This is a genomic window from Sphingomonas yabuuchiae (assembly GCF_001477495.1).
Lineage (GTDB): Bacteria > Pseudomonadota > Alphaproteobacteria > Sphingomonadales > Sphingomonadaceae > Sphingomonas > Sphingomonas yabuuchiae_A.
The window spans coordinates 13,939-34,488 of the sequence record NZ_LDTF01000077.1 but is presented as its reverse complement, the minus strand read 5'-3'; the positions used below and the strand labels follow the sequence as shown (position 1 = coordinate 34,488).

Below are 20,550 nucleotides of genomic sequence, written 5' to 3'. Positions count from 1 at the left end.
TCGCGGCAACAGCCCTGTGCCTACGGCCCCATCCGTCCGTCGTGCGACATGGTCTCTCGCCAGTCGCGATAGCCGATGACGGCAAGGCCGATCATCACCGCGTATAGCCCTGCGGTCAGCATCAGGCCCTTGAACACGAACATGCCGACATAGACGATATCGACCGCGATCCAGAGCAGCCAGTTCTCGCGGTGCCGCCGCGCCGTCCAATATTGGGCGACCAGGCTGAAGCTGCTGAGCGTCGCGTCCAGCCATGGCAGGGCCGCATCGGTGTGGCGGCTGGTGAACCAGCCGATCGCTACCGCCCCCAGCATGCCGATCGCCAGACCCGCCACGGCTTTCGGGCGTGTCAAAGGCTTTACGACGACCGCGCCGGTGGCATTCCGATTACGACGCCAGACGATCCAGCCATAGACGATGCCCATGCCGAACACCGCCTGCAGCGCCATATCGGCATAGAGCCGTACATCGAGGAACAGCTTGAAATACAGCGCACAGGCGACGAGGTTCAGCGGCCAGCACAAGACGTTGCGCCGCGCCGTCAGCCAGATCGCCACGAAACTGATCGCGACCACTGTGATTTCCAGTACCGTCATGGCAGGTCCAGCCCAGCGCGGAGGCAAGCCACAAACTCCCGCCCCGCGGCCGACCGAAACCAGTCGGCATGACCGAGAAGATACCCGTCCCATGCAAGCGATGCGGCATCGGGATCGCCAACCACCCCGGCGAAATAGTCGATCTCGGACAAGGCGAATTCGACATGCACCAGCGGCAGGAGCCGGACGATCGTCTCCTTCGCCACGGCATCGAGCGGGCGGATTCCTTCATACCCGGCGATCAGCGACAGCGCGGCCATGGGATCGGCGATATGGCCATCGCGCCCCTCGCCCAGGTCCAGCCAGGCAAAGGCCGTCCGCTCGATCGCGGTCGCTAGGTCATGCACGGCACAGGTGCGGTCGGCCAGCCCGAAGTCGAACACGGTTTCGACCCTGCCATCCGCTGCCCAAAGCAGGTTGGACGGATGCCAGTCATTGTGAGTCCACAAGGGCTCTTGCCGTGCCAGCCAGGGCGCGATCTTTTCGCGTACTTCGGCAAATAGCGACACCAAGCTGCTCTGCCACTGCCGTTTTTCCAGAAACTCTGCAAGCGCGGGCCGGTCATCGACATAGGCCTGCGCCGCCCCGATGGGATCGGCGGCGGACAAAATGGAGAGGCTGGCGACCAGAGGCTGCACGATGCGCGCGGGGGCGGCATAGCCTTCGGAAGCGTGGTGCAACCGTGCCAGCGCAACCCCGGCGGCATGGGCGTGAGCCTGAGACTGGAAGGGCGTCCAGGACAAACGGTCCCGATAGAGATCCTCTCCGGGCGCCCGCCGGTGAAGCTCATAGGTCCAGTCGCCCCGCGCGATCGCACTCGCTCCTTCCCCGGTGCGCAGCAGGTCCGGCACGGGCATCCCGGCGGCGGCGAGATGGGCGATGAAGCCATGCTCCTCCGTCAATCCCGCCACGCTCCGCACCCGGCGATCATGCCGCTTCAGCAGAAGCGCGTCGCCGTTGGTATGGATCAACGTCGCGGCCGAAAAAGGACGCGGCGAATGCCAGTGGAGCGCTTCGATCTCAGGGGCATCCGGAAAGCATGCCAGCACCGCCGCCGCTTCGTCGGCCGTGATGGCGGGCCAGGTGGGGGCCTCCATCGTCAGCCCCATGCCGTGCACGCGGTGCCCCCCGGACGGATCGGCTGCACCGCTCATGCTCAGAAGACGCGCGATAGGGTGGCGACCACCGCCGAGCCGCCGCCGACATAATAGCCGGGCGCACTGCCCGTGATCACCATGCCACCGCGCCCGATCGTATCGCGGGCGTTGGTGGTCACCGCCTGAACACCCGCAAGGACGTGCGGGTCGGTGACGTTGATCGCGTTGAGCCGCAAGTCGGTCCGCTTGCCGTCGAGCCAGTCGGCCAGATGCACGCCGATCGCCAGATCCAGCATTGCATAGCCGGGAATGCTCTCGTCATTCATGAAGGTCGCATATTGGCGGCCGATATATTTGCCCGCGATGCTGCCGAACAACAGGCCGTCGTCATAGGTCCCGCCGCCGCCGATCTGGAGGGTCGGGCTCGACACCGCCCGCTTGCCGCGCGTCGGCAGAAAGTCGCCGCCGACCGGCAGATCGTCATCGATCCGCGTCCGCAGATATTCGCCCGAGACATAGACGCTGACGCCCTTGGCGGGGCGATAGTCGATCTCGCCATCGACACCGTGAGAGGTCTGCCCCCCGGCATTCAGCGTCGAATTGACCAGCGCGCCGCCATTGTCGACCACTGTCGCCAGCTGGCGGTTGCGGAACTTGTAGTGGAAGCCGCTGACGGACGCCGACAGGCTGGGGCCGATATAGCGATAGCCCAGCTCCTGCGACACCGAATATTCGTTCTTCAGCGCGTCCGTGCCGCGCGTCGTGACGACGCCGCCATAATAGCTGTCGTAGAGCGTGAACTCGTTGGGCGGCCGGAAATTGGTGGTAATGTTGGCGAACAGCTGCTGCCGATCGTCGATCGCGTAGTGGACGGCAGCACGCGGCAGGGCGACGAAGCTGTTGCGCCGGACCGCGCTCTGCGGCCCCGGCAGATAGTTTCGGCCGTTGCGCAGCAGGTCGACGCCCTTGAAGCCGAGATCGACCGTCAGGCGCGGCGTGAACGCGATGCTGTCGGCCAGGAACAGGCTCTTCGTCACGGTGCCGGTGCGCTGGTTCTCATAAGCGAGCAGACGGCCATCGGCGGTGCGGATCGCTCGGCTGCGATAGCCCCAGCGGTCCGCGGGGCGGCCATCGGCGTCGACTGACGTATAGGTCTGCGTCACCCGGTCGGTGCCATAGTCGAACCACAGCCCCGCCGTCAGCCGGTGGATACCCGCCTGCAGGGTCAGCTTGGCGACCTGCCCGACGCGCATCTGGTGGCCGGTATAGTTGCCCAGCACCGTCGCCACGCCGTCCACGGCCCCCGGCAAGGCGATCGGTCGGGTCAGTTCCTCATTGCCCAGAAAGTTGCCGGTCGTCCCCAGCTGGGTGCCATAGGGCGAATTGCCATAGCCGAACTGGAGATAGCTCGTGCTGTCGAAGCTCAGCCGGTCGGACAGCGCCAGATGCACAGGGGCCGAGGCATAGAGGTTGCGGAACGGCGCGCGGTACAGTTCCCAGTAATTGGTATCGCCCGGCGTATAGCGCGCATCGTAGTTGAACCCGCGCCCTTGCGCCTGCCACTCCGCCAGCGTCGGGCTGGGGTAAGCGGACGAATTGGCGTCATTGTACGACAGCGCCAGGCTAGCGCGGTTGCCATTCCCCCATTCGCGCAACAGCTTGGCATCGACATGCTGGCGCATGTCATAACCCGCACCCCGCCAATTGTCCGCGCGCGTGTTGGAATAGGAGACGAACGCCTTCAGCCCCGTGTTCCCGATCTCCCCCGTATCGACCCGGGCGAAGACACGACGCATGTCATAGGAACCGAGCGCCAGGTCGGCGAGCAGCTGCCGCGTCGCCCTGGGATCATCGAGGCTCAGCGACAGCAACCCGCCCGCGCCCACGACGTTCGGCGCATCGAGATCGACCGATCCGGGCGACAGCGCGATCCGGCGCAGATTTTCGGTATCGGCGAATTGCGACGGATAGGCGTAATAATAACCGATATCGTTTTGAGGTGCGCCCTCCATCAGCACGCCGATCTCGTCCTGCCCCAGGCCGCGCAGTGTCAGGCTGGAACTGGTCGACAGGCCGTAAGGGTCGCTGGAGGCGACGTTCGCGCCGGGGAGCAGGTTGACGAGTTGAAAGGCGTTCTGGGTCGGCGCCTGCTTGACGATGAAGTCGGTCGCGACTTCGCTCACCGCATGGGGCGCGGTCTGATCGGGCAGCAGGCCTTCGGGGTCGCGGTGGCCGATCACACGGATATCGGCCGAGGCGTCGGGGGTCTGCTGCGCCGCGACGGTCACCGGCCATGCGGCAGACAGCATCAGGGCACCGAGGCGGATCATCGTCTGACCGCGCGAAATCACAACCGGCATCGTCTTTTCGTCCACTTTACGGAGGGACGACGGAAGAGCCGCGTACCCTCCCTACGCCGGTATGACCCGGATCAGGTTCAGCGGGTCATGGGCTGCTGCCCATCTCTCAACCGCGCATCAGCGGCCCCCCGGGGATGACGCCGTCTAGGCGGTTATGCGCCGCATGCAAACGCTTATCGCGCCCGGCCTTGTCGCAAGTCCCCCGAAAGGGCTGGCAGGTCCGTCGCACCCGTGGCACATAATCCACCATTCATCACAAGGGGTTACGAATGCGCACTGGTGCCTGCCTGATCGCTCTGCTGCTTACCACCACTGCCCATGCGCAGACGCCCGGCACCAAATATCACCGCGCACCGGATGCCATCGCCAAGGCGCTGGAAAACCCGCCGACCCCGGCCGTCGCGCTCAGCCCCGATCACCGCACGCTCGCCATCCTGGGTCGTGAGAACCTGCCCACCATCGCCAATCTGTCGAAGCCGATCCTGCGCCTCGGCGGCTACCGCATCGATCCCGCGACCAATGGCCAGGCCGAAGTCCGCGTCCAGTGGCTGAACGCCCTCAGCTTCAAGGACATCGGTAGCGGCCGAACCGTCGCGGTCCAGCTGCCCACCGGGATGCGCTTCGCATCGCCGGACTGGTCGCCCGACGGCAGCCGCCTCGCCTTCTATGCGCAAGATACGGACGGGCTGTCGCTTTGGGTCGCCGAGCGCGATGGCCGGGCGCGGGCGGTCGCACGGGGACTGAACGGTGCGTTCGGCACGCCGTTCGTCTGGATGCCCGACAGCCGGTCGCTGGTCGCCTACACGGTCCCAGCCGGGCGTGGGTCGCCGCCCGCCGCCGCGACGACGCCGACCGGCCCGATCGTGCAGGAGAGCAGCGGCCGGACGTCGGCTGCGCGTACCTATGAGGATCTGCTCGGCGACGCGCATGACGAGGCGCTGTTCGACCATTATTTTACCGGCCAACTCGTCCGCATCGGCATGGACGACACCGCCCGGCCGATCGGCACGCCCGGCCTGATCCGTGATTTCAGCGTCTCGCCCGATGGCCGCTACCTGCTGACCGAGCGGCTGAAGCGTCCCTATTCCTATCTGCTGCCCGCCCGCTTCTTCCCGACCGAGATCACGGTTTCGACCATCGACGGACAGCCGGTGAAGACGCTCGTCGACCGCCCGCTCGCCGACGACCTGCCGGTGGATTTCGACGCGACCGTAAAGGGCCCGCGCGATGCGGAGTGGCGGTCCGACGCACCCGCGACCCTGATCTGGGCCGAGGCGCTGGACGGCGGCAATCCGCGCGCGAAGATCGCCTTCCACGACAAGGTCATGATGCAGACCGCCCCCTTCGACACCCCGCCGGTCGAACTGGCGAGGACCCCGGCGCGCTATGCGACGACCATGTGGGGCGATGACGGCTTTGCCATGGTCGTCGACCGCGAATGGCGGAGCCGCACCGAGCATCGTCTCGCGGTGGCGCCTTCGCGGCCGGGGGAGACCCGAATGCTGCTGACCCGCAATTATCAGGATCAATATGGCGATCCGGGCCGACCGATCCTGGAGGAGAATGCGGCGGGCAAGCCGGTGATGCGCTTCACGCCCGCGCATGACGGCATCTATGTCACCGGCGACGGCGCGACCAAGGCGGGGGCTTTCCCGTTCCTCGCCACCATGACGCTGGCCGGTGGCGAGCAGACGCGGCTGTGGAGCGCCAAGGCCCCCTATTACGAGCCGGTCGTCGCGATGCTCGACGACAAGGGCCAGCGCATCCTGACCCGGCGGGAGAGCGCGACGCTCGCTCCCAATTACGTCATCCGTACCGTCAGGGGCGGCGGGGCGAAGGCGATCACCGCCTTTGCCGACCCCGCCCCCGTCTTCGCAGGCGTCACCCAGCGGACGATCACCTATAGCCGTGCCGATGGCGTGCCGCTGTCGGGCACCCTCTATCTGCCCGCCGGTTACGACACGAAGCGCGACGGGCCGCTGCCGACGCTGCTCTGGGCCTATCCGGCGGAATATACCGATGCCAAGGTCGCCGGACAGACGGTCGACCAGGGCAATCGCTTCGTGCGACCGCGCGGTATCAGCCACCTGTTCCTGCTGACCCAGGGCTATGCGATCCTTGACAACCCGGCGATGCCGATCATCGGCGAGGGCGGCGCGGAGGCGAACGACACCTATGTCAAACAGCTGCGCGAGGATGCGCAGGCGGCGGTCGACGCGGTGGTGAAGCTGGGCGTCGCCGACCGGACCCGCATGGCGGTTGGTGGCCATAGCTATGGCGCGTTCATGACCGCCAATCTGCTCGCCCATACCGACCTGTTCCGCGCGGGGATCGCGCGGTCGGGGGCCTATAATCGCACCCTGACCCCGTTCGGCTTCCAGGCCGAGCAGCGCACCTATTGGCAGGCGACGCCGACCTACACAGAGATGAGTCCCTTCACCTATGCCGACCGGATCAAGGCGCCCATTCTGCTCATCCATGGCGGCGCCGACGACAATAGCGGTACCTTCCCCATCCAGTCGGAGCGGATGTACGCCGCGCTGAAGGGCAATGGCGCAACCGTGCGCTATGTCGTCCTGCCGAACGAACCGCACGGTTACCGCGCGTTGGAATCGACCGAAGAGACGCTGTGGCAGATGACCGAATGGCTCGACCGCTACGTCAAGCCGAAGCAGCCTGTGACGGCAGCCGACTGACGGGGGCGTTCACGATGCATGTCGTGCGGGCAGTTGATCCGCATGATAGGCTGACTTGCCCTGCAGCCGCTTTGTCGCCTAGCTTCCGGTAAATAGTTTTATAAAGGGGGAAATCGGCATGGATCGTCGCAACTTCATCGTGTCCGGTGCGGCCACGGCCGGGCTGACCATGCTGCCTGCGCGGTCCGTCCTTGCGCAGGCGTCCGGCGGTGCACCGGCAGCTCCGTCGCCGGGCGACGCGCGCCTCAATACCGCCTTCGATCAGGTCCTGGCCGAAACGGTTCGCGAGTCGCCCGAATTCGCGACCTCGCTGGGTCTGGACACCGGCCGGAATGCCGATCTTCGCCACCAGCTGGGCGACAACAGCTATGGCGCCATTGCCAAGAACCTGGCCCGCAGCCGCAAGGCGCTTGCGCTCGTCACGGCCGTCGATCCCGCCTCGCTATCGCCCCAGGCGCGGATCGATCGTGAGGTGGTGCTCTACAATATCAAGTCGAACATGATCGGCCCCGAGCAATTCGGCTTGTCCTCGCCGCAGGGGCCCTATCCGATCTCGCAGCAGGACGGCGTGTATTTCTCGCTGCCCGACTTCCTGGCCTCGACCCATCCGGTGAAGACCGCGGACGATGCCGAGGCCTATCTCGACCGGCTCGCGTTGATGGGGCGTCAGCTCGACAACGAAACCGACGTGCAGCGGCGCGAAGCCGCCAAGGGGCGCCTGGCCCCTGACTTCTCGCTCGATCTCGCGCTCGGCCAGATGGCGAAGCTGCGGTCGCCCGCCGCCGCCGACAGTCAGCTGGTCGAGGCGCTGACCCGCCGCACCGGCGCAGCGAATATCGGCGGCGATTGGAAGTCGCGCGCGACCCGGATCGTGGCAGAACAGGTCTATCCCGCGCTCGACCGCCAGATCGCCCTGCTGCGCTCGCTACGCCCCTCGGCCCGCAGCGCCGCGGGCGTCTGGGCGCTGCCCGATGGCGAGGCCATGTACGCCGCGGCGCTCGCCCAGGCGACGACGACCACCCTGTCTCCCGATGCGGTGCATCGCATGGGCCTGCAGCAGGTCGCCGAGCTGACCGCGCAGCTCGATACGATCCTGCGTGGCCAGGGTCTGACGCAGGGCAGCGTCGGCGCGCGCCTCGATCAGTTGAACCGCCAGCCTGCCCAGCTGTTTGCCGATGACGACGCCGGTCGCGCCGGCCTGCTCGCCAGCCTCAATGCCAGCGTAAAGGCGATGCAGGCCCGCCTGCCCCAGGCGTTCACGAACCCGCCCAATGCCGCGCTGGAAATCCGCCGCGTCGCGCCCGAAATCCAGGACGGCGCGCCCAACGGCTATTATTTCCGCGCCCCGCTCGATGGTTCGCGCGCGGCCATCTATTGGATCAACCTCAAGAACGTCCACGACTGGCCGAAATACACGCTGCCCAGCCTGACCTATCATGAGGGCGTGCCGGGCCATCACCTTCAAATCTCAACCGCCCAGCGCGCGCCGACCCATCCGCTGCGCAAGATCGCCTTTTTCAACGCCTATCTCGAAGGCTGGGCGCTGTATGCCGAGCAATTGGCCGACGAACTGGGCGGCTATGCCTCACCCGTCGAGCGCGCGGGCTATCTCCAGTCCTTCCTGTTCCGCGCCGCGCGACTGGTGGTCGATACGGGCATCCATACCAAGCGCTGGACGCACGACCAGGCGACCAAGTATCTCGTCGACACGGTCGGCTTCGCCCCCGGCCGTTCGCAGCGCGAGGTTGAGCGCTACTGCGTCTCGCCCGGCCAAGCCTGCAGCTACAAGATCGGCCATGCCGCCTGGCTGCGGGCCCGCGAAAAGGCCAGGGCGATCGCTGGCAGCCGTTTCGACCTGAAGCATTTCCACGACGTGCTGGAAGCGGGCGCGATGCCGCTGTCGATGCTCGAGCGTATCGTCGAGGAGCGGGCGCGCGCGGTCTGACGCCGCGCGTCAGTCCACCTCGCGCGCGATCGGGTAACGAAGCGGATAGGGATGCCCCGGCCCGGCCTCGGCATAGAGCCAGGTCAGCCGGGCATCCGGGTCGGCGGCAAAGGCGGGCTCGTCCTTGAGCTTCTGCTCGAAGCGACGCTTCACATCGGCATCGGTTTCGAGCAGTCGCTCGCCCAGTGCGGCGAGGATGTAAGCGTCGGTATTGGGCGCCGGTGCCAGCATCTCCGGGAAAAATCCCCAGGCCAGGAACGAGTCCTGACTTTCGGGTTCCAGCAGGGAGGCGGCCAGCAGGCCGAGCGGCTGATCGGCCGGGACACGGACACTGCCCGCGGGCATCTCCTGCTCGACACTAGCATGGGCGAAGCGTGCGGTGATCGGATAGCGTCCCTCATTGGGCTGGGACAGCTTTGGGTCGATCAGCCGCACCCGGTCGAGTTTGCGGCTCTGCGGCGCCTGCATCGTCTCGAACCGAATGCCGTGCAGGCGAAGCCGTTCGATCACCTCGGTCTGCTCGGGCGGGATCCACCAGGCCTTGGGCAGGCGAACGGTTTCGACCGGCTGCTGCCCGATGATCGGCATCCGGAAGGTGATCGGCTTGCCCAGCCAGCGCTGCTCGTCGCGCCCGGAGGCGGGTGAGCGATAGGTGTCGAATGCGACGCCCTTGAAATCCTCGATCCAGCCGATCGGCGCGGGGGCGGGCTTCCACCGCGTCAGCAACTCGGCGGGGCGGCTCGCCCGGTCGGCTGCCTTGGCTTCCGCGATACGGTCGCGATCGCGGGCCGCGACCTTCAACGCGGCTTCCAGCAGGATATAGGTCCCCAGGACGCGCTGGCGGTAAGGCTTGAGCATATGATTCTCGACCAGCACGGTCGGCATGCCGATGAAATCGCCGTACCCGGTCGAATAGCGCGGCCCTTCGGGGCTGTAGCGTATGCCCTTTTCCGGGTGCCGCGTATCGATCGGGCTGGGATAGATGATCGGGATATGCCCCGCCGCCGTCAGCGCGGTAGAGACCGCCGGGCCGAAGCGCCCCTCCAGCCAGTCGGCGGTGGCGCGATGCCGCGCATAGGTGCCCCAACCGGCATAGGTGAAGGTCACGTCATACTGCATGTCGAAGCCTTCGCTGACATGGCAGTCGATATAGAGTATGGGATCGAGCGCCCGAATCAGGCCGATCATCGCGCGCGATTCCGGCGCATCCAGCTTGGCATAGTCGCGATTGAGATCGATATTGCGCGCATTGGCATCCCGCCCCTTTTCGGCGGGACCCCGGATGTGCGGGTAGTTGTACGCACTCCTCTGCTCATGCCCGTCGATATTGTAGATCGGCACGAACACCAGATCGACCTGATCGAGCAGGCTGTCCTTCCCGCGCAGCGCGATGTCACGCAGCAGCATCAGCCCGGCGTCCTTGCCGTCGATCTCGCCCGAGTGGATACCGCCCTGCACCAGCACGACCGGCTTGCCCGCACCGCCCTTGCTGGCGCGGACATAGATCATCTCGCGCCCCTGGGCGGTCCGGCCGAACGTCTCGACGCTGATGAGGGGCGACGCCGCTTGCAGACGTGCCAGCCATGCCCGCACCTCGGCATAGCGCGGGGTCGTCCGAAACCCCGATGCTTCGGCCGGGGTGATCCAGGGATCGTCCGGCTTTGCGATCAGGGCTTCGCTTTTCCCGGACCATGGCAATTTCGGGGGCAGGCGCGCGGGCTCCTGCGCATTCAGACTGCCTGCTGTCGTCAGCAGCAGAAGGGCGAGAAAATAAGCATGCTTCGTATGCAAGGCGGCGCTTTCACAGGGGGACGAACAGGACGCGGCTGCCTTATGATACGATATAGCGTACCGCAACCCGGAGATCATGCCGGTCGCACTTCGCTCCCGCGGAGGCCGCGCAAGTCCCGCCGCCAGCAATATTTTGTTACTTTCCCGCTCACCTCGCGTTGTCGTGAGACAATCCGTTCGAGGTACCGTTACATATGCCCTTTCCTGCCGATCGTGGTGCCATTCTCGAAGCCCGACGTACTCTGAAGATGGCGCGATCCGCCCATGCCTATGTCCGGGGCAACACGGCGAAATTCTACGAATGGCTGGCGGCATCGGAGGCGGCCCGGCGGGTGCCCCAGGGACCGGCGATCTGGATTTGCGGCGACTGCCATCTGGGCAATCTGGGACCGGTCGCCGATGGCCGCGGATCGGTGGAAATCCAGATCCGCGATCTCGATCAGGCCGTGATCGGCAATCCCGCCCATGACCTCATCCGGCTCGGCCTGTCGCTGGCCACGGCGGCGCGCGGTTCGGACCTGCCCGGTGTCGTGACCATGCGTATGATGGAGGCGATGGTCGAGGGCTATGCCATGGCGATCCGCGATCCCGAACATGGCGATCCCGACCTCGACTCCGAGATCGTCCGCAGCGTCGAGCGCGAGGCCCTGGGTCGGCGCTGGCGCCATCTGGCCAAGGAAAGGCTGGACGCGGTCGAGCCGCGCATCCCGCTGGGCAAGAAATTCTGGGAGTTGGCGCCCGATGAACGCGAGGCGCTGACCGCGCTGTTCGCCGACGAACGGGTCGGTGCCATGGTCCTGTCGCTGAAGGGCAAGCCGCAGGATCGCGAAGTCCGGCTGGTCGACGCCGCCTATTGGATGAAGGGGTGCAGTTCGCTCGGCCTGCTGCGTTTTGCCGCCATCGTGGCGATCCGGACGCGCAAGGGCAACTGGTCGTACGCGCTGGTCGACCTAAAGGAAGCCACCGCCCCCATCGCTCCCACGGCGCCCGGCGCGGAAATGCCAGACGATCCTGCGACCCGGGTGGTGACGGCGGCCCGCCATTTGTCGCCCTATCTTGGCGAGCGGATGATGCCCGTCACGATGCTGGGCCGATCCCTCTTCATCCGCGAACTGACCCCGCAGGACATGAAGCTGGAGGTCGATCAATTCAGCCAGGGCGAGGCGGTGCGCGCCGCCCGACATCTCGCCTTCGTCGTCGGGACCGCCCATGCGCGTCAGATGAACGCGACCGCCCGCTCCGAATGGCTGGCAAGGATCGAAGCGGATCGGAGCGGCGCGCTCGATACCCCGTCATGGCTCTGGGAAAGCGTCGTCACGCTCTCCGGCAGCCACGAAGCAGGCTATCTCGAACACTGCCGACGCTATGCGATTGCCGCCTAGCGATCCGTCGGGATTGACCCGTTGGCGTCGGCAATCAGCTTCGCCATGCGCGCGGCATCCTTGGCGACCTGTTCGTCGTCCAGTTCACGGCGCAACCACCGCACCTCGTGCAGATTGCCGTGATCGTCGAGTTCGCCGCACCCGATCCGCTTGCCATAGTCCAGCAGCGCGCAGGTCGCACCGGGGACATGCGTCCGGACGATCTTCTGCACTTCGTCGATAACATATTCGCCGGAACCAGCAATTTGCGCCATATCATCCTCTGATCGAGCTTCGGGATAACATTCGCATCCACCCACGCGAAGTCGTTTCGTCCGCTGATCCATACGAGGCGGCATCGCGGATGTAAAAAAGGGGCGTGGTGCACCGGACCAGCGTCCCGTGCACCACGCCCCCGTAAGGCAATCTGCGACCTTAGCTGGCTTGGTTGGCCGACACCGGCTTGGCGGTCACGTCGAAGCGATCGGCGTTCATCACCTTCACCCAGGCCCGCACGAAGTCGCGCACGAACTTCTCCTCATGCCCGTTCTCGGCATAGACCTCGGCGGTCGCTCGCAACTGCGAGTTGGAGCCGAAGATCAGGTCGGTCCGCGTCGCACGCCACTTTTCCTGGCGGCCGCCCCGGTCGTAACCGATGAACTTCTCGTCGCTCGACGCATCGACCAGATCCCAGAAGGTATCATTGTCGAGCAGGTTGACGAAGAAGTCGTTGGTCAGCTGCCCCGGGCGATTAGTCAGCACGCCTTCCGGTGCATCGCCGAAGTTGGCACCCAGCACGCGCAGGCCACCGACCAGCACGGTCATCTCCGGCGCGGACAGCCCCAGCAGCGCCGCCCGGTCGAGGAGCAGTTCCTCGGTCTTCACCGGGTTTCGGGTCTTCAGATAGTTGCGGAAGCCGTCGGCCTGCGGCTCCATCCATTTGAAGCTCTCGACATCGGTCCATTCCTGCGTCGCATCGCCGCGACCGCCCAGGAACGGAACCTCGATGTCGAACCCGGCATCACGCGCCGCCTTCTCGACCGCCGCCGACCCCGCCAGCACTATCGCATCGGCCAGCGACATGTCACCGCGCAACTCGTTCAGCTTGGCCAGCACCGTCTGGAGCTGTTCGGGCTCGTTGACCGCCCAGTCCTTCTGCGGGGCGAGTGCGATACGGGCACCGTTCGCGCCACCACGATGGTCCGACCGGCGGTAGGTCGATGCCGAAGCCCAGGCGGTCTTCACCAACTGCGCAACCGTCAATCCGCTGGACAGCACGGCATTCTTGAACGCGGCCACGGCCGCATCCGACGGCGCACTGCCTTCGGGCACGGGATCCTGCCAGATCAGCGTCTCTTCAGGCGCTTCGGGCCCAAGATAGCGGATCTTCGGCCCCATGTCGCGGTGCGTCAGCTTGAACCAGGCGCGGGCGAACGCGTCGTCGAGCGCCGACTGGTCGTCGCGGAAGCGCAGCGCGATCTCACGGAACTCGGGGTCCATCTTCAGCGCCATGTCGGCGGTGGTCATCATCGTCGGCACGCGCTTGTTAGGGTCGCGCGCGTCGGGGGCCATGTCCTCCGGATCAGGGTTGACCGGGGTCCACTGCTTGGCACCCGCCGGGCTTTGCGTCAGCTCATAATCGTACTTGAACAGCAGCCGCAGATAATCGCCGGTCCACTTCGTCGGATTGTTCGACCACGCCCCCTCTATGCCCGAGGTCGTGATGTGCCCCTTGCCGATCTCCTCGCTGTCGGTCAGCCAGCCCAGCCCCTGCTGGTGGATCGCCTCCGCCGCCGGGTTCTTGAAGCCCGTGGGGGGCTTGGCGCCATGCGCCTTGCCGAAGGCGTGGCCACCGGCGGTCAGCGCCACCGTCTCTTCCGAGTTCATGGCCATGCGCTGGAACGTCGCCTTCATGTCACGCGCCGAGGTCAGCGGATCGGGATTGCCGCCGGGACCTTCGGGGTTGACGTAGATGAGACCCATCTGGATCGCGGCGAGCGGCCCTTCGAGTTCGGGCAGTTCCTCGGTGATGCGGGTCTGTGCGCCTTCGTCGACCCACAGTTCCTCTGCGCCCCAGAAGGTATCACCCTCCGACGCGTAGACGTCCTTGCGGCCGCCCGCGAAGCCGAAGGTCGGTCCGCCCATGCTCTCGATCGCGACATTGCCCGCCAGGATGAACAGGTCGGCCCAGCTGATATGCTTGCCGTATTTTTGCTTGATCGGCCACAGCAGGCGTCGCGCCTTGTCGAGATTGCCATTGTCCGGCCAGGAATTGAGCGGCTCGAAACGCTGCTGACCCGAGGACGACCCGCCGCGCCCATCGGTCACGCGGTAGGTGCCGGCGGCGTGCCAGGCCATCCGGATCATGAACGGGCCATAATGGCCATAGTCCGCAGGCCACCAGGGCTTGCTGTCGGTCATGAGCGCGAGCAGGTCGGCCTTGACGGCGGTATAGTCGAGCGCGCTGAACGCCTTGGCATAGTCGAAATCCTCGCCCATCGGGTTGGGCGAGACGCCGTGCTGATGCAGCATGTCGACCGGCAGCGAGTCGGGCCACCAATCCTTGTTGGTCCGCCCCAACAGCGACCGCGCCTTGACCTCGCCGCCGCCCCTGCCGCCCATCGGGCAACCGCTGCCCTTGGGCTGTTCGTAATCGGCCATCTCGGAGTCCTCTTCCAACCGGTTTTCCTATGGGGGCGAAGGTGCCGCATCGGACGGCACACTGTCCAAGCGATTTTTCGGGCCTGACAGATTTCATTAATCAATCACCGTCGGCACTGTGTCCATGGAACCAAATGCCTCGGACCCTGACTGGTTGCCGAATGGTATGGCGGTCCATCTTTCCGATCGAACGTCCGAACCCGCTGCCCGGCGCCGATGACTTACGCCGACCGCCGAGACGACAACCGCAGCAACCGGCCGACATCGCCATCCTCCAGCATCCACAAGGCGCCATCGGGTCCAGGAACCTTTGACGGGCGGATATCCCGCGTCACTCGACGGGCGTACGCCGCACCCATAGCACCGCGATGAGGACGATGGCGGTCAGCACCCCGCACATCGCCCAGGCGGCGTTGACGGCGGGGACAAGCGCGGCTTTCTCCACCAGCGGGCGCACCATCTCGACGGCGAAATCGTCGAGCGGCTGGCCGCGTTGTTCCAGGAAGGCATCCTTGGGGATGCCGATGCGCAGCGCCGTGTCGAGATCACCCTCCTGAAGGCGGCTGGCGATATGACGCCCCTCGGTCGCGGCACGGCTGAAGATCATGGTGTCGACGAGCGCCAGCCCGACCGCACCACCTAGGTTGCGCATGAGGTTGAACAGCCCGCTGCCATCCGCGACCAGCGTGCGCGGTAACCGGCCCAGTGCCATGCGGGTCGGCGGCAAGAGGCAGAACATGATCGCCGCGCCACGCACCACCTGCGGCGGGATCATGTCGTGGAAGTCGGTCTGTGCGGTCTGCCCCATGCTCATCAACAGGCCGATCGCGAACAATCCGAAGCCGAAGGCCGTCAGCCAGCGCGGATCGACCCGCCGCTCGGCCCAGACCGCGATGGGCGCACTGACCAATTGCGCGATGCCGGTGACCAGCATGATCTCGCCGATGCGCAGTGCGCCGTGCTCGCGCACCAGCCCCAGGAAAAATGGCATCAGATAGGTCGAGCCGAAGAGGCCGAACCCCAGCACGAAGCTGAACAGGCATCCGATCGCGAAATTGCGGTCGGCGAAACAGTGCAGTTCAACCAGCGGCACCGTCGCGCGCCATGTCCGCACGACGAAGCCGATCCCGCAATTCACGAAGACCGCCAACAGGCCCAGCACGCGCGCATCGCCCCAGCCGCGCGTCGGCGCGTCCTTCAACCCGATCTGCAGCGCGACGAGCGCAAAGGCGAGCAGGACGAGTGCCACGATGTCGATGGTGCGACGCGTGCCCGACCGTTCGATCGCCGCCTGGCCGCGCAACAGCCACGCCACGCCCAAGGCCGCGACGATACCGGGCGCGATGTTGATGCGGAACAGCCAGTGCCACGAAAAGGACTGGGTCACCCAACCGCCGACGATCGGCCCGATGGTCGGTGCCAGAACGGCGGCCACCCCGGCGATGGTGGTCGCCAACCCCTGCACCCGCACCGGGAACAGCAGAAAGACGGCGGAGAACACGATGGGGATCAGCGTCCCGCCCGAAAAACCCTGAAGGACCCGCCACAGGATCAGGCTTTCGAAACTGCCGCTCATCGCGCACCCGATCGAGGCCAGCGTGAACAGGCTGACCGCACCGACGAACAGCCGCCGCATCCCCAACACATCGGTCAGGTAACCGGTCAGCGGGATCGCGACGATCTCGGCGGTCAGATAGGCGGTCTGGATCCAGACCATCCGATCGGGCGCGATGCGCAGCGCCGCCTGGATCGTCGGCAGCGAGGTTGCGACGATCTGCACGTCCAGAATGGCCATAAACATGCCCAGGCACATGAACGTAAAGCCCGCCCAGGCGGCGAACCTTGCCGGCTGCGGCTCGGGGGCCGGCGATGCGGTCACGGGTGTCATATCGTCGCTTCGCCTGCCATCCGTCGACCCTATCCTGTATTTTTCGACAGGTTGAACAAGCCGCGACGCGGATCGTTGCGCTCCGGTATCCATTTCCGCCGGATGACCGGCTACTCGGACGGTGCATGTCTCAACCGGTTGCCCTTTTGTCGCTTGCGACCCGCACGCCCCATCATCGACTGTCCCAGGATCAGGCCCTCGCCACGGCGCGGGAGTTGATTGGCAACCGCTTCGCCGATTTCGATCGGCTGGCGCCCGTCTTCGACCATGCGGGCATCGCCGAGCGCCAGGTGGCCATGCCGCTCGACTGGTATCGCACGCCGCGCTCGTTCGAAGAGCGCAGCGCCGCCTATCTCGATGTCGCGCTCGACCTGTTCGTCGCCGCCGCCAGCGGGGCGCTGGCAGAGGCCGGACTGCAAGCCGGGGATGTCGACGCTATCGTTACCGTCTCTTCGACCGGAATCGCCACGCCCAGCCTGGAGGCGCGAGCCATGGCGCATCTGTCGTTCCGGAACGACGTGCGGCGCGTGCCGGTCTTCGGCTTGGGCTGTGCGGGCGGCGCCACCGGGCTGGCGCTCGCGGCCGATCTGGCACGGGCGCGGCCGGGCGCCACCGTGCTGTTCGTGACGGTCGAACTATGCAGTCTGGCGCTGAGGACGAACGGCGCGGACAAGGCCGACCTGATCTCCACCGCGCTGTTCGGTGACGGCGCGGCGGCATGCCTGCTGCGAACCGGCGACGAAGGCTTTGCCCAGATCGTCGGCAGCGCGGAAAATACCTGGAACGACACGCTCGACATCATGGGGTGGCGCACCGAGCAGACGGGGCTGGCGGTCGTCCTGAACCGCGCGATCCCGACCTTTGTCGAGCGAGAGATGCGCCAGGCGGTTACTGGAATGCTGGCGACGCAAGGGTTCGCCCTGTCGGATATCGACCGCTTCATCTGCCATCCCGGCGGCGCGCGGGTGCTGGATGCGCTGGAGAACGCTCTCGGGCTCGATCACGGTGCCCTGGTTCAGGAGCGGATGGTCCTTCACGACCATGGCAACATGTCCGCACCGACCGTGCTGTTCGTGCTGGATCGGTATCGCCGGGAAGGCCTGCCGCCCCGCTCTCTGCTGAGCGCGCTGGGACCGGGCTTTACCGCCTCTTCGCTGGTGCTAGAGTGCAATCGATGACCCTGCCCTATGCCATCATGGCGTTCGTCACCCTCCAGCGATTGAGCGAACTGGTCATCGCACGGCGCAACACCGCCCGGCTGATGGCCGCGGGTGCGCGAGAATATGGTGCGGGCCATTATCCGGTGATGGTCGCGATGCATACCGCATGGCTGATCGCCTTGTGGTTCAGCGTGGGCGACCGGACGGTTTCCTGGCCCTTGCTCTTGGTCTTCGCCGTCTTGCAGGGGATGCGGATCTGGGTGCTGGCGACTTTGGGTCCGCGCTGGACGACACGGATCATCGTCCTGCCGGGCGCCTCCTTGGTTGCCCGGGGGCCGTTCCGTTTCCTGCGCCACCCCAATTATGCGGTCGTTACCGCCGAGATCGCGGTGCTCCCCCTCACCTTCGGACTGGTCGGCATCGCCGCGCTGTTTACCGTCCTGAACGCGGCGATGCTGTATGTCCGGATTGGTGCGGAAAACCGCGCTCTGGGCCTCAGCGCCGGGTCGTAGCCGCCTCGCGCTCGGCCTTGATCCGTAGCATCGCGGCGTGACAGGTGGGCGAGGTCTGGTCGATCTTCTGGATCATACAGGCCTCGACCTTCTTGCGGCTCATCGACTTCATCTCCATCGGGCACAACCGCCGTGCCTCGGCGACGCAGGCCTTCTTGCCGGGATCGGACTCGGCCTGGGCGACGCCGATGGAGAGAAGCGACAAGAGCGCCGCGACGGTCAGGGCTTTGTACATCATGGGACTGGGACCTCTTCGATATCGTGGCTGCGATGTACCTTATGATATGGGCAAGACGCCAGATTTTCGGCGCATCGATCTTGCGACGCTGCGCCTGACAATCATCCGCGGCGGGTGCCATTTCCACCGACGCCATGCCGAAAAGCGGCATCCTGCATAGGCTTTTCGATAACCCCGGCGTCAGCGTGCGATGATCGTAGAATCGATGTCCGCGATCTTTCTTACGCCGGTCAGAGCCATCGCCACCCGCATTTCCCGGTCGAACAGGTCGAGCAGATTGGCGACCCCCGCCTGGCCATCGGCGGCCAGCGCATAGATGAACGCCCGCCCCAGCATGGCCGCATCCGCCCCCAGCGCCAGCATCCGCACCACGTCCAACCCCGACCGCACTCCCGAGTCCGCCAGGATCGTGAGCTGTTCCTTCACCGCATCGGCGATGGCGGGCAAGGCGCGCGCCGAGGACAGCACTCCGTCAAGCTGCCGCCCGCCATGGTTCGACACGACGATGCCCTGCGCGCCGAAGCGCACCGCCTCCCGCGCGTCTTCGACGTCGAGGATGCCCTTGATGACGATCGACCCCTTCCAGAAATCGCGAATCCATTGCAGGTCGCGCCAGCTGATCGACGGATCGAAGTTCGCGCCGAGCCATCCGATGTAATCGGCAAGCCCGGTGGCGGCCCCGCGATAGGCCGAGATATTGCCCAGATCATGCGGCCGCCCATGGACGCCGACATCCCATGCCCAGCGCGGGTGCGTGACCGCCTGCAGCATCCGCCGCCACGCTGCGTGGGGCCCCGACATGCCCGAATGCGCATCGCGGTAGCGGGCGCCCGGCACCGGCATGTCGACGGTGAAGACCAACGTCTCCACCCCCGCCGCCTGCGCGCGCTCCAGCGCGTCGCGCATGAAGCCGCGATCCTTCAGCACATAGAGCTGGAACCAGATCGGCGCGGGCGACTGGCGCTGCACCTCGTCGATCGCGCAGACCGACACGGTCGACAGAGTGAAGGGCACCCGCTTGCCCGCTGCGGCCCGTGCCGCCTGCACCTCGCCGCGCCTGGCATACATGCCGGTCAGTCCCACGGGGGCCAACACCACCGGCATCCCCAGCGATTGTCCGAACAGCGTCGTGCTCAGGTCGATATCGACGACGTCGCGCAACACCCGCTGGCGCAGCGCCACGTCGGAAAGGTCGGACACGTTGCGGCCCAACGTATATTCAGCATAAGCGCCGCCGTCGATATAGTGGAACAGGAACGGGGGCAGACGACGTCGCGCGGCCTCGCGATAGTCGGTAGTGGCGGAGATGATCATCGGAACGTTTCCAAATCTATAGCGAAGGGTCGGCGTTGCACGCGGGGGTCGCGCGTCCGGACGGGGCGTGGTTATGCACTACCTGCCGGACCGTCTTGCGCACGAAATCGAAATGGACATCGGCCGCCTCGCGCGCGCCGTCTGCATCTTGCAGCTTTCTAGTACCCCGAGTCGGCGGCGGACACGATCCCTGTCCACCGCATCGTCGAGCGACTTCCGGATCGCGAAGATATCGTGGCCATAACCCGGATTGGCCTCGACCAGCAGGGCCAGCTAATCTTCGATCACCTGTTCGATCCGCTGCACCAACGGCTCGGTCAGGATCGCCTCGGCGCGCGGGTGATTGGTGATCCGCCCTTGCGCCGCCAGCCGGTACATCGCCTCGCGCAGGAATTTGCGCGACATCCCTTCGCGCCAAGGCCAGCGCCAGGGCCGCCGACAGTCCCGAATGATTGGCAAGGAATCCGAAGGCGAGGACCATGCCGATCGAATAGATCGGAACCAGCAGGCTTTTCAACGTCTCGAAGGGTGCGTGCGGCATCCGCCAGCTTCATTCGCAGGAAGGCAATCATGACGACCGCCGTCAGCATGATCGCGTTGCCAGTCGCCGAAAGCCAGCCGAACGCGTACACCGCGTCATAGGGGGTGCGCCAAGCGATCCCGCCGTCACGTCGGTGCCTGGCTCAACGACTTTGCGCCCGAAACAGCCCAACGTGTTCGTGTAGCTGCGACCGACAGGAAAGCCGCGCGGGATCTGTTGGTTGTTCCGGCCTTCGGGGAAGCTCTGGACAATCTAGCCCATATACTCGTTGGTGAGCAGTGCAGCGCCACCCTGTTGGCCACTCCGACGGCGTCCGCGAGCGCTGTTATCGTCGCAATTGTCCTTGACGGCGCCAAGTGGCAAGTGCGCGGGCTTGCAGCACTGTGGGCT

At 65.8% G+C, this 20,550-nt stretch carries 15 protein-coding genes and 1 riboswitch; of the genes, 5 read left to right on the top strand and 10 right to left on the bottom strand.

What is annotated here, in order from left to right; translation table 11 throughout:
* Positions 1-20: 20 nt before the first annotated feature.
* The 3 genes from pnuC to NS355_RS13505 are packed head-to-tail and all read right to left on the bottom strand — an operon-like array spanning position 21 to position 4,002.
* Entirely contained in the window at positions 21-596 is a 576-nt protein-coding gene (pnuC, locus tag NS355_RS13515; protein WP_058746192.1) for a nicotinamide riboside transporter PnuC, read from the bottom strand.
* Positions 593-1,693, bottom strand: coding sequence for a phosphotransferase enzyme family protein (locus tag NS355_RS13510; protein WP_430727016.1), 1,101 nt, complete (start codon positions 1,691-1,693; stop codon positions 593-595). Before NS355_RS13510 ends, pnuC begins: the two co-directional genes overlap by 4 nt.
* 59 nt (positions 1,694-1,752) lie before the next feature.
* Positions 1,753-4,002 (bottom strand): TonB-dependent receptor, encoded by a 2,250-nt coding sequence (locus NS355_RS13505; protein WP_244489686.1) that lies wholly within the window; start codon positions 4,000-4,002, stop codon positions 1,753-1,755.
* An 82-nt stretch (positions 4,003-4,084) separates the two neighbouring features.
* Positions 4,085-4,194, bottom strand: a riboswitch (TPP riboswitch).
* Positions 4,195-4,322: 128 nt separating this feature from the next.
* Between NS355_RS13505 and NS355_RS13500 the strand changes: the two genes are divergently transcribed.
* Positions 4,323-6,749, top strand: a complete 2,427-nt coding sequence (locus NS355_RS13500; RefSeq protein ID WP_058746190.1) for a S9 family peptidase — start codon at positions 4,323-4,325, stop codon at positions 6,747-6,749.
* A gap of 118 nt (positions 6,750-6,867) precedes the next feature.
* On the top strand, positions 6,868-8,694 hold the full coding sequence (locus NS355_RS13495) for a DUF885 domain-containing protein (protein WP_058746189.1): 1,827 nt from the start codon (positions 6,868-6,870) through the stop codon (positions 8,692-8,694).
* A 9-nt stretch (positions 8,695-8,703) separates the two neighbouring features.
* On the opposite strand, the gene NS355_RS13490 is transcribed toward NS355_RS13495, so the two are convergent.
* The gene (locus NS355_RS13490; RefSeq protein ID WP_430727015.1) at positions 8,704-10,485 is read right to left on the bottom strand and encodes a M14 family metallopeptidase; all 1,782 of its coding nucleotides are present in this window, start codon (positions 10,483-10,485) and stop codon (positions 8,704-8,706) included.
* A 248-nt stretch (positions 10,486-10,733) separates the two neighbouring features.
* Between NS355_RS13490 and NS355_RS13485 the strand changes: the two genes are divergently transcribed.
* Entirely contained in the window at positions 10,734-11,867 is a 1,134-nt protein-coding gene (locus NS355_RS13485; RefSeq protein ID WP_244489683.1) for a DUF2252 family protein, read from the top strand.
* Here the strand turns inward: NS355_RS13485 and NS355_RS13480 are convergent.
* The 3 genes from NS355_RS13480 to NS355_RS13470 all read right to left on the bottom strand — a co-directional run bounded on the left by NS355_RS13480 (position 11,864) and on the right by NS355_RS13470 (position 16,395).
* On the bottom strand, positions 11,864-12,121 hold the full coding sequence (locus NS355_RS13480; protein WP_058746187.1) for a hypothetical protein: 258 nt from the start codon (positions 12,119-12,121) through the stop codon (positions 11,864-11,866). The two genes, NS355_RS13485 and NS355_RS13480, sit on opposite strands and share 4 nt — an antisense overlap.
* A gap of 160 nt (positions 12,122-12,281) precedes the next feature.
* Positions 12,282-14,507 (bottom strand): catalase/peroxidase HPI, encoded by a 2,226-nt coding sequence (gene katG, locus NS355_RS13475; RefSeq protein ID WP_058746205.1) that lies wholly within the window; start codon positions 14,505-14,507, stop codon positions 12,282-12,284.
* Positions 14,508-14,838: 331 nt separating this feature from the next.
* A complete protein-coding gene (locus tag NS355_RS13470; protein WP_058746186.1) occupies positions 14,839-16,395 on the bottom strand; it encodes a DHA2 family efflux MFS transporter permease subunit in 1,557 nt (518 codons plus the stop codon).
* Between the two features lie 125 nt (positions 16,396-16,520).
* On the opposite strand from NS355_RS13470, the gene NS355_RS13465 reads away from it, so the two are divergent.
* Entirely contained in the window at positions 16,521-17,573 is a 1,053-nt protein-coding gene (locus NS355_RS13465) for a type III polyketide synthase (RefSeq protein WP_058746185.1), read from the top strand.
* Positions 17,570-18,067 (top strand): isoprenylcysteine carboxyl methyltransferase family protein, encoded by a 498-nt coding sequence (locus NS355_RS13460; protein WP_058746184.1) that lies wholly within the window; start codon positions 17,570-17,572, stop codon positions 18,065-18,067. Before NS355_RS13465 ends, NS355_RS13460 begins: the two co-directional genes overlap by 4 nt.
* On the opposite strand, the gene NS355_RS13455 is transcribed toward NS355_RS13460, so the two are convergent.
* The 3 genes from NS355_RS13455 to NS355_RS19425 all read right to left on the bottom strand — a co-directional run bounded on the left by NS355_RS13455 (position 18,051) and on the right by NS355_RS19425 (position 20,024).
* Positions 18,051-18,305 (bottom strand): hypothetical protein, encoded by a 255-nt coding sequence (locus tag NS355_RS13455; protein ID WP_058746183.1) that lies wholly within the window; start codon positions 18,303-18,305, stop codon positions 18,051-18,053. The genes NS355_RS13460 and NS355_RS13455 overlap by 17 nt on opposite strands.
* 180 nt (positions 18,306-18,485) lie before the next feature.
* Complete coding sequence (gene lldD / locus NS355_RS13450) at positions 18,486-19,619, bottom strand: FMN-dependent L-lactate dehydrogenase LldD (RefSeq protein ID WP_058746182.1); 1,134 nt, start codon at positions 19,617-19,619, stop codon at positions 18,486-18,488.
* Between the two features lie 273 nt (positions 19,620-19,892).
* The gene (locus NS355_RS19425; protein ID WP_275934728.1) at positions 19,893-20,024 is read right to left on the bottom strand and encodes a hypothetical protein; all 132 of its coding nucleotides are present in this window, start codon (positions 20,022-20,024) and stop codon (positions 19,893-19,895) included.
* Positions 20,025-20,550 lie beyond the last annotated feature (526 nt).

Excerpts from the sequence above, each read along its gene's own strand:
- pnuC (WP_058746192.1), bottom strand. The coding sequence starts at position 596 with ATGACGGTACTGGAAATCACAGTGGTCGCGATCAGTTTCGTGGCGATC.
- NS355_RS13510 (WP_430727016.1), bottom strand. The coding sequence starts at position 1,693 with ATGGAGGCCCCCACCTGGCCCGCCATCACGGCCGACGAAGCGGCGGCG.
- NS355_RS13505 (WP_244489686.1), bottom strand. The coding sequence starts at position 4,002 with ATGCTGTCTGCCGCATGGCCGGTGACCGTCGCGGCGCAGCAGACCCCC.
- NS355_RS13500 (WP_058746190.1), top strand. The coding sequence starts at position 4,323 with ATGCGCACTGGTGCCTGCCTGATCGCTCTGCTGCTTACCACCACTGCC.
- NS355_RS13495 (WP_058746189.1), top strand. The coding sequence starts at position 6,868 with ATGGATCGTCGCAACTTCATCGTGTCCGGTGCGGCCACGGCCGGGCTG.
- NS355_RS13485 (WP_244489683.1), top strand. The coding sequence starts at position 10,734 with ATGGCGCGATCCGCCCATGCCTATGTCCGGGGCAACACGGCGAAATTC.
- NS355_RS13480 (WP_058746187.1), bottom strand. The coding sequence starts at position 12,121 with ATGGCGCAAATTGCTGGTTCCGGCGAATATGTTATCGACGAAGTGCAG.
- katG (WP_058746205.1), bottom strand. The coding sequence starts at position 14,507 with ATGGCCGATTACGAACAGCCCAAGGGCAGCGGTTGCCCGATGGGCGGC.
- NS355_RS13470 (WP_058746186.1), bottom strand. The coding sequence starts at position 16,395 with ATGACACCCGTGACCGCATCGCCGGCCCCCGAGCCGCAGCCGGCAAGG.
- NS355_RS13465 (WP_058746185.1), top strand. The coding sequence starts at position 16,521 with ATGTCTCAACCGGTTGCCCTTTTGTCGCTTGCGACCCGCACGCCCCAT.
- NS355_RS13460 (WP_058746184.1), top strand. The coding sequence starts at position 17,570 with ATGACCCTGCCCTATGCCATCATGGCGTTCGTCACCCTCCAGCGATTG.
- NS355_RS13455 (WP_058746183.1), bottom strand. The coding sequence starts at position 18,305 with ATGATGTACAAAGCCCTGACCGTCGCGGCGCTCTTGTCGCTTCTCTCC.
- lldD (WP_058746182.1), bottom strand. The coding sequence starts at position 19,619 with ATGATCATCTCCGCCACTACCGACTATCGCGAGGCCGCGCGACGTCGT.
- NS355_RS19425 (WP_275934728.1), bottom strand. The coding sequence starts at position 20,024 with ATGTCGCGCAAATTCCTGCGCGAGGCGATGTACCGGCTGGCGGCGCAA.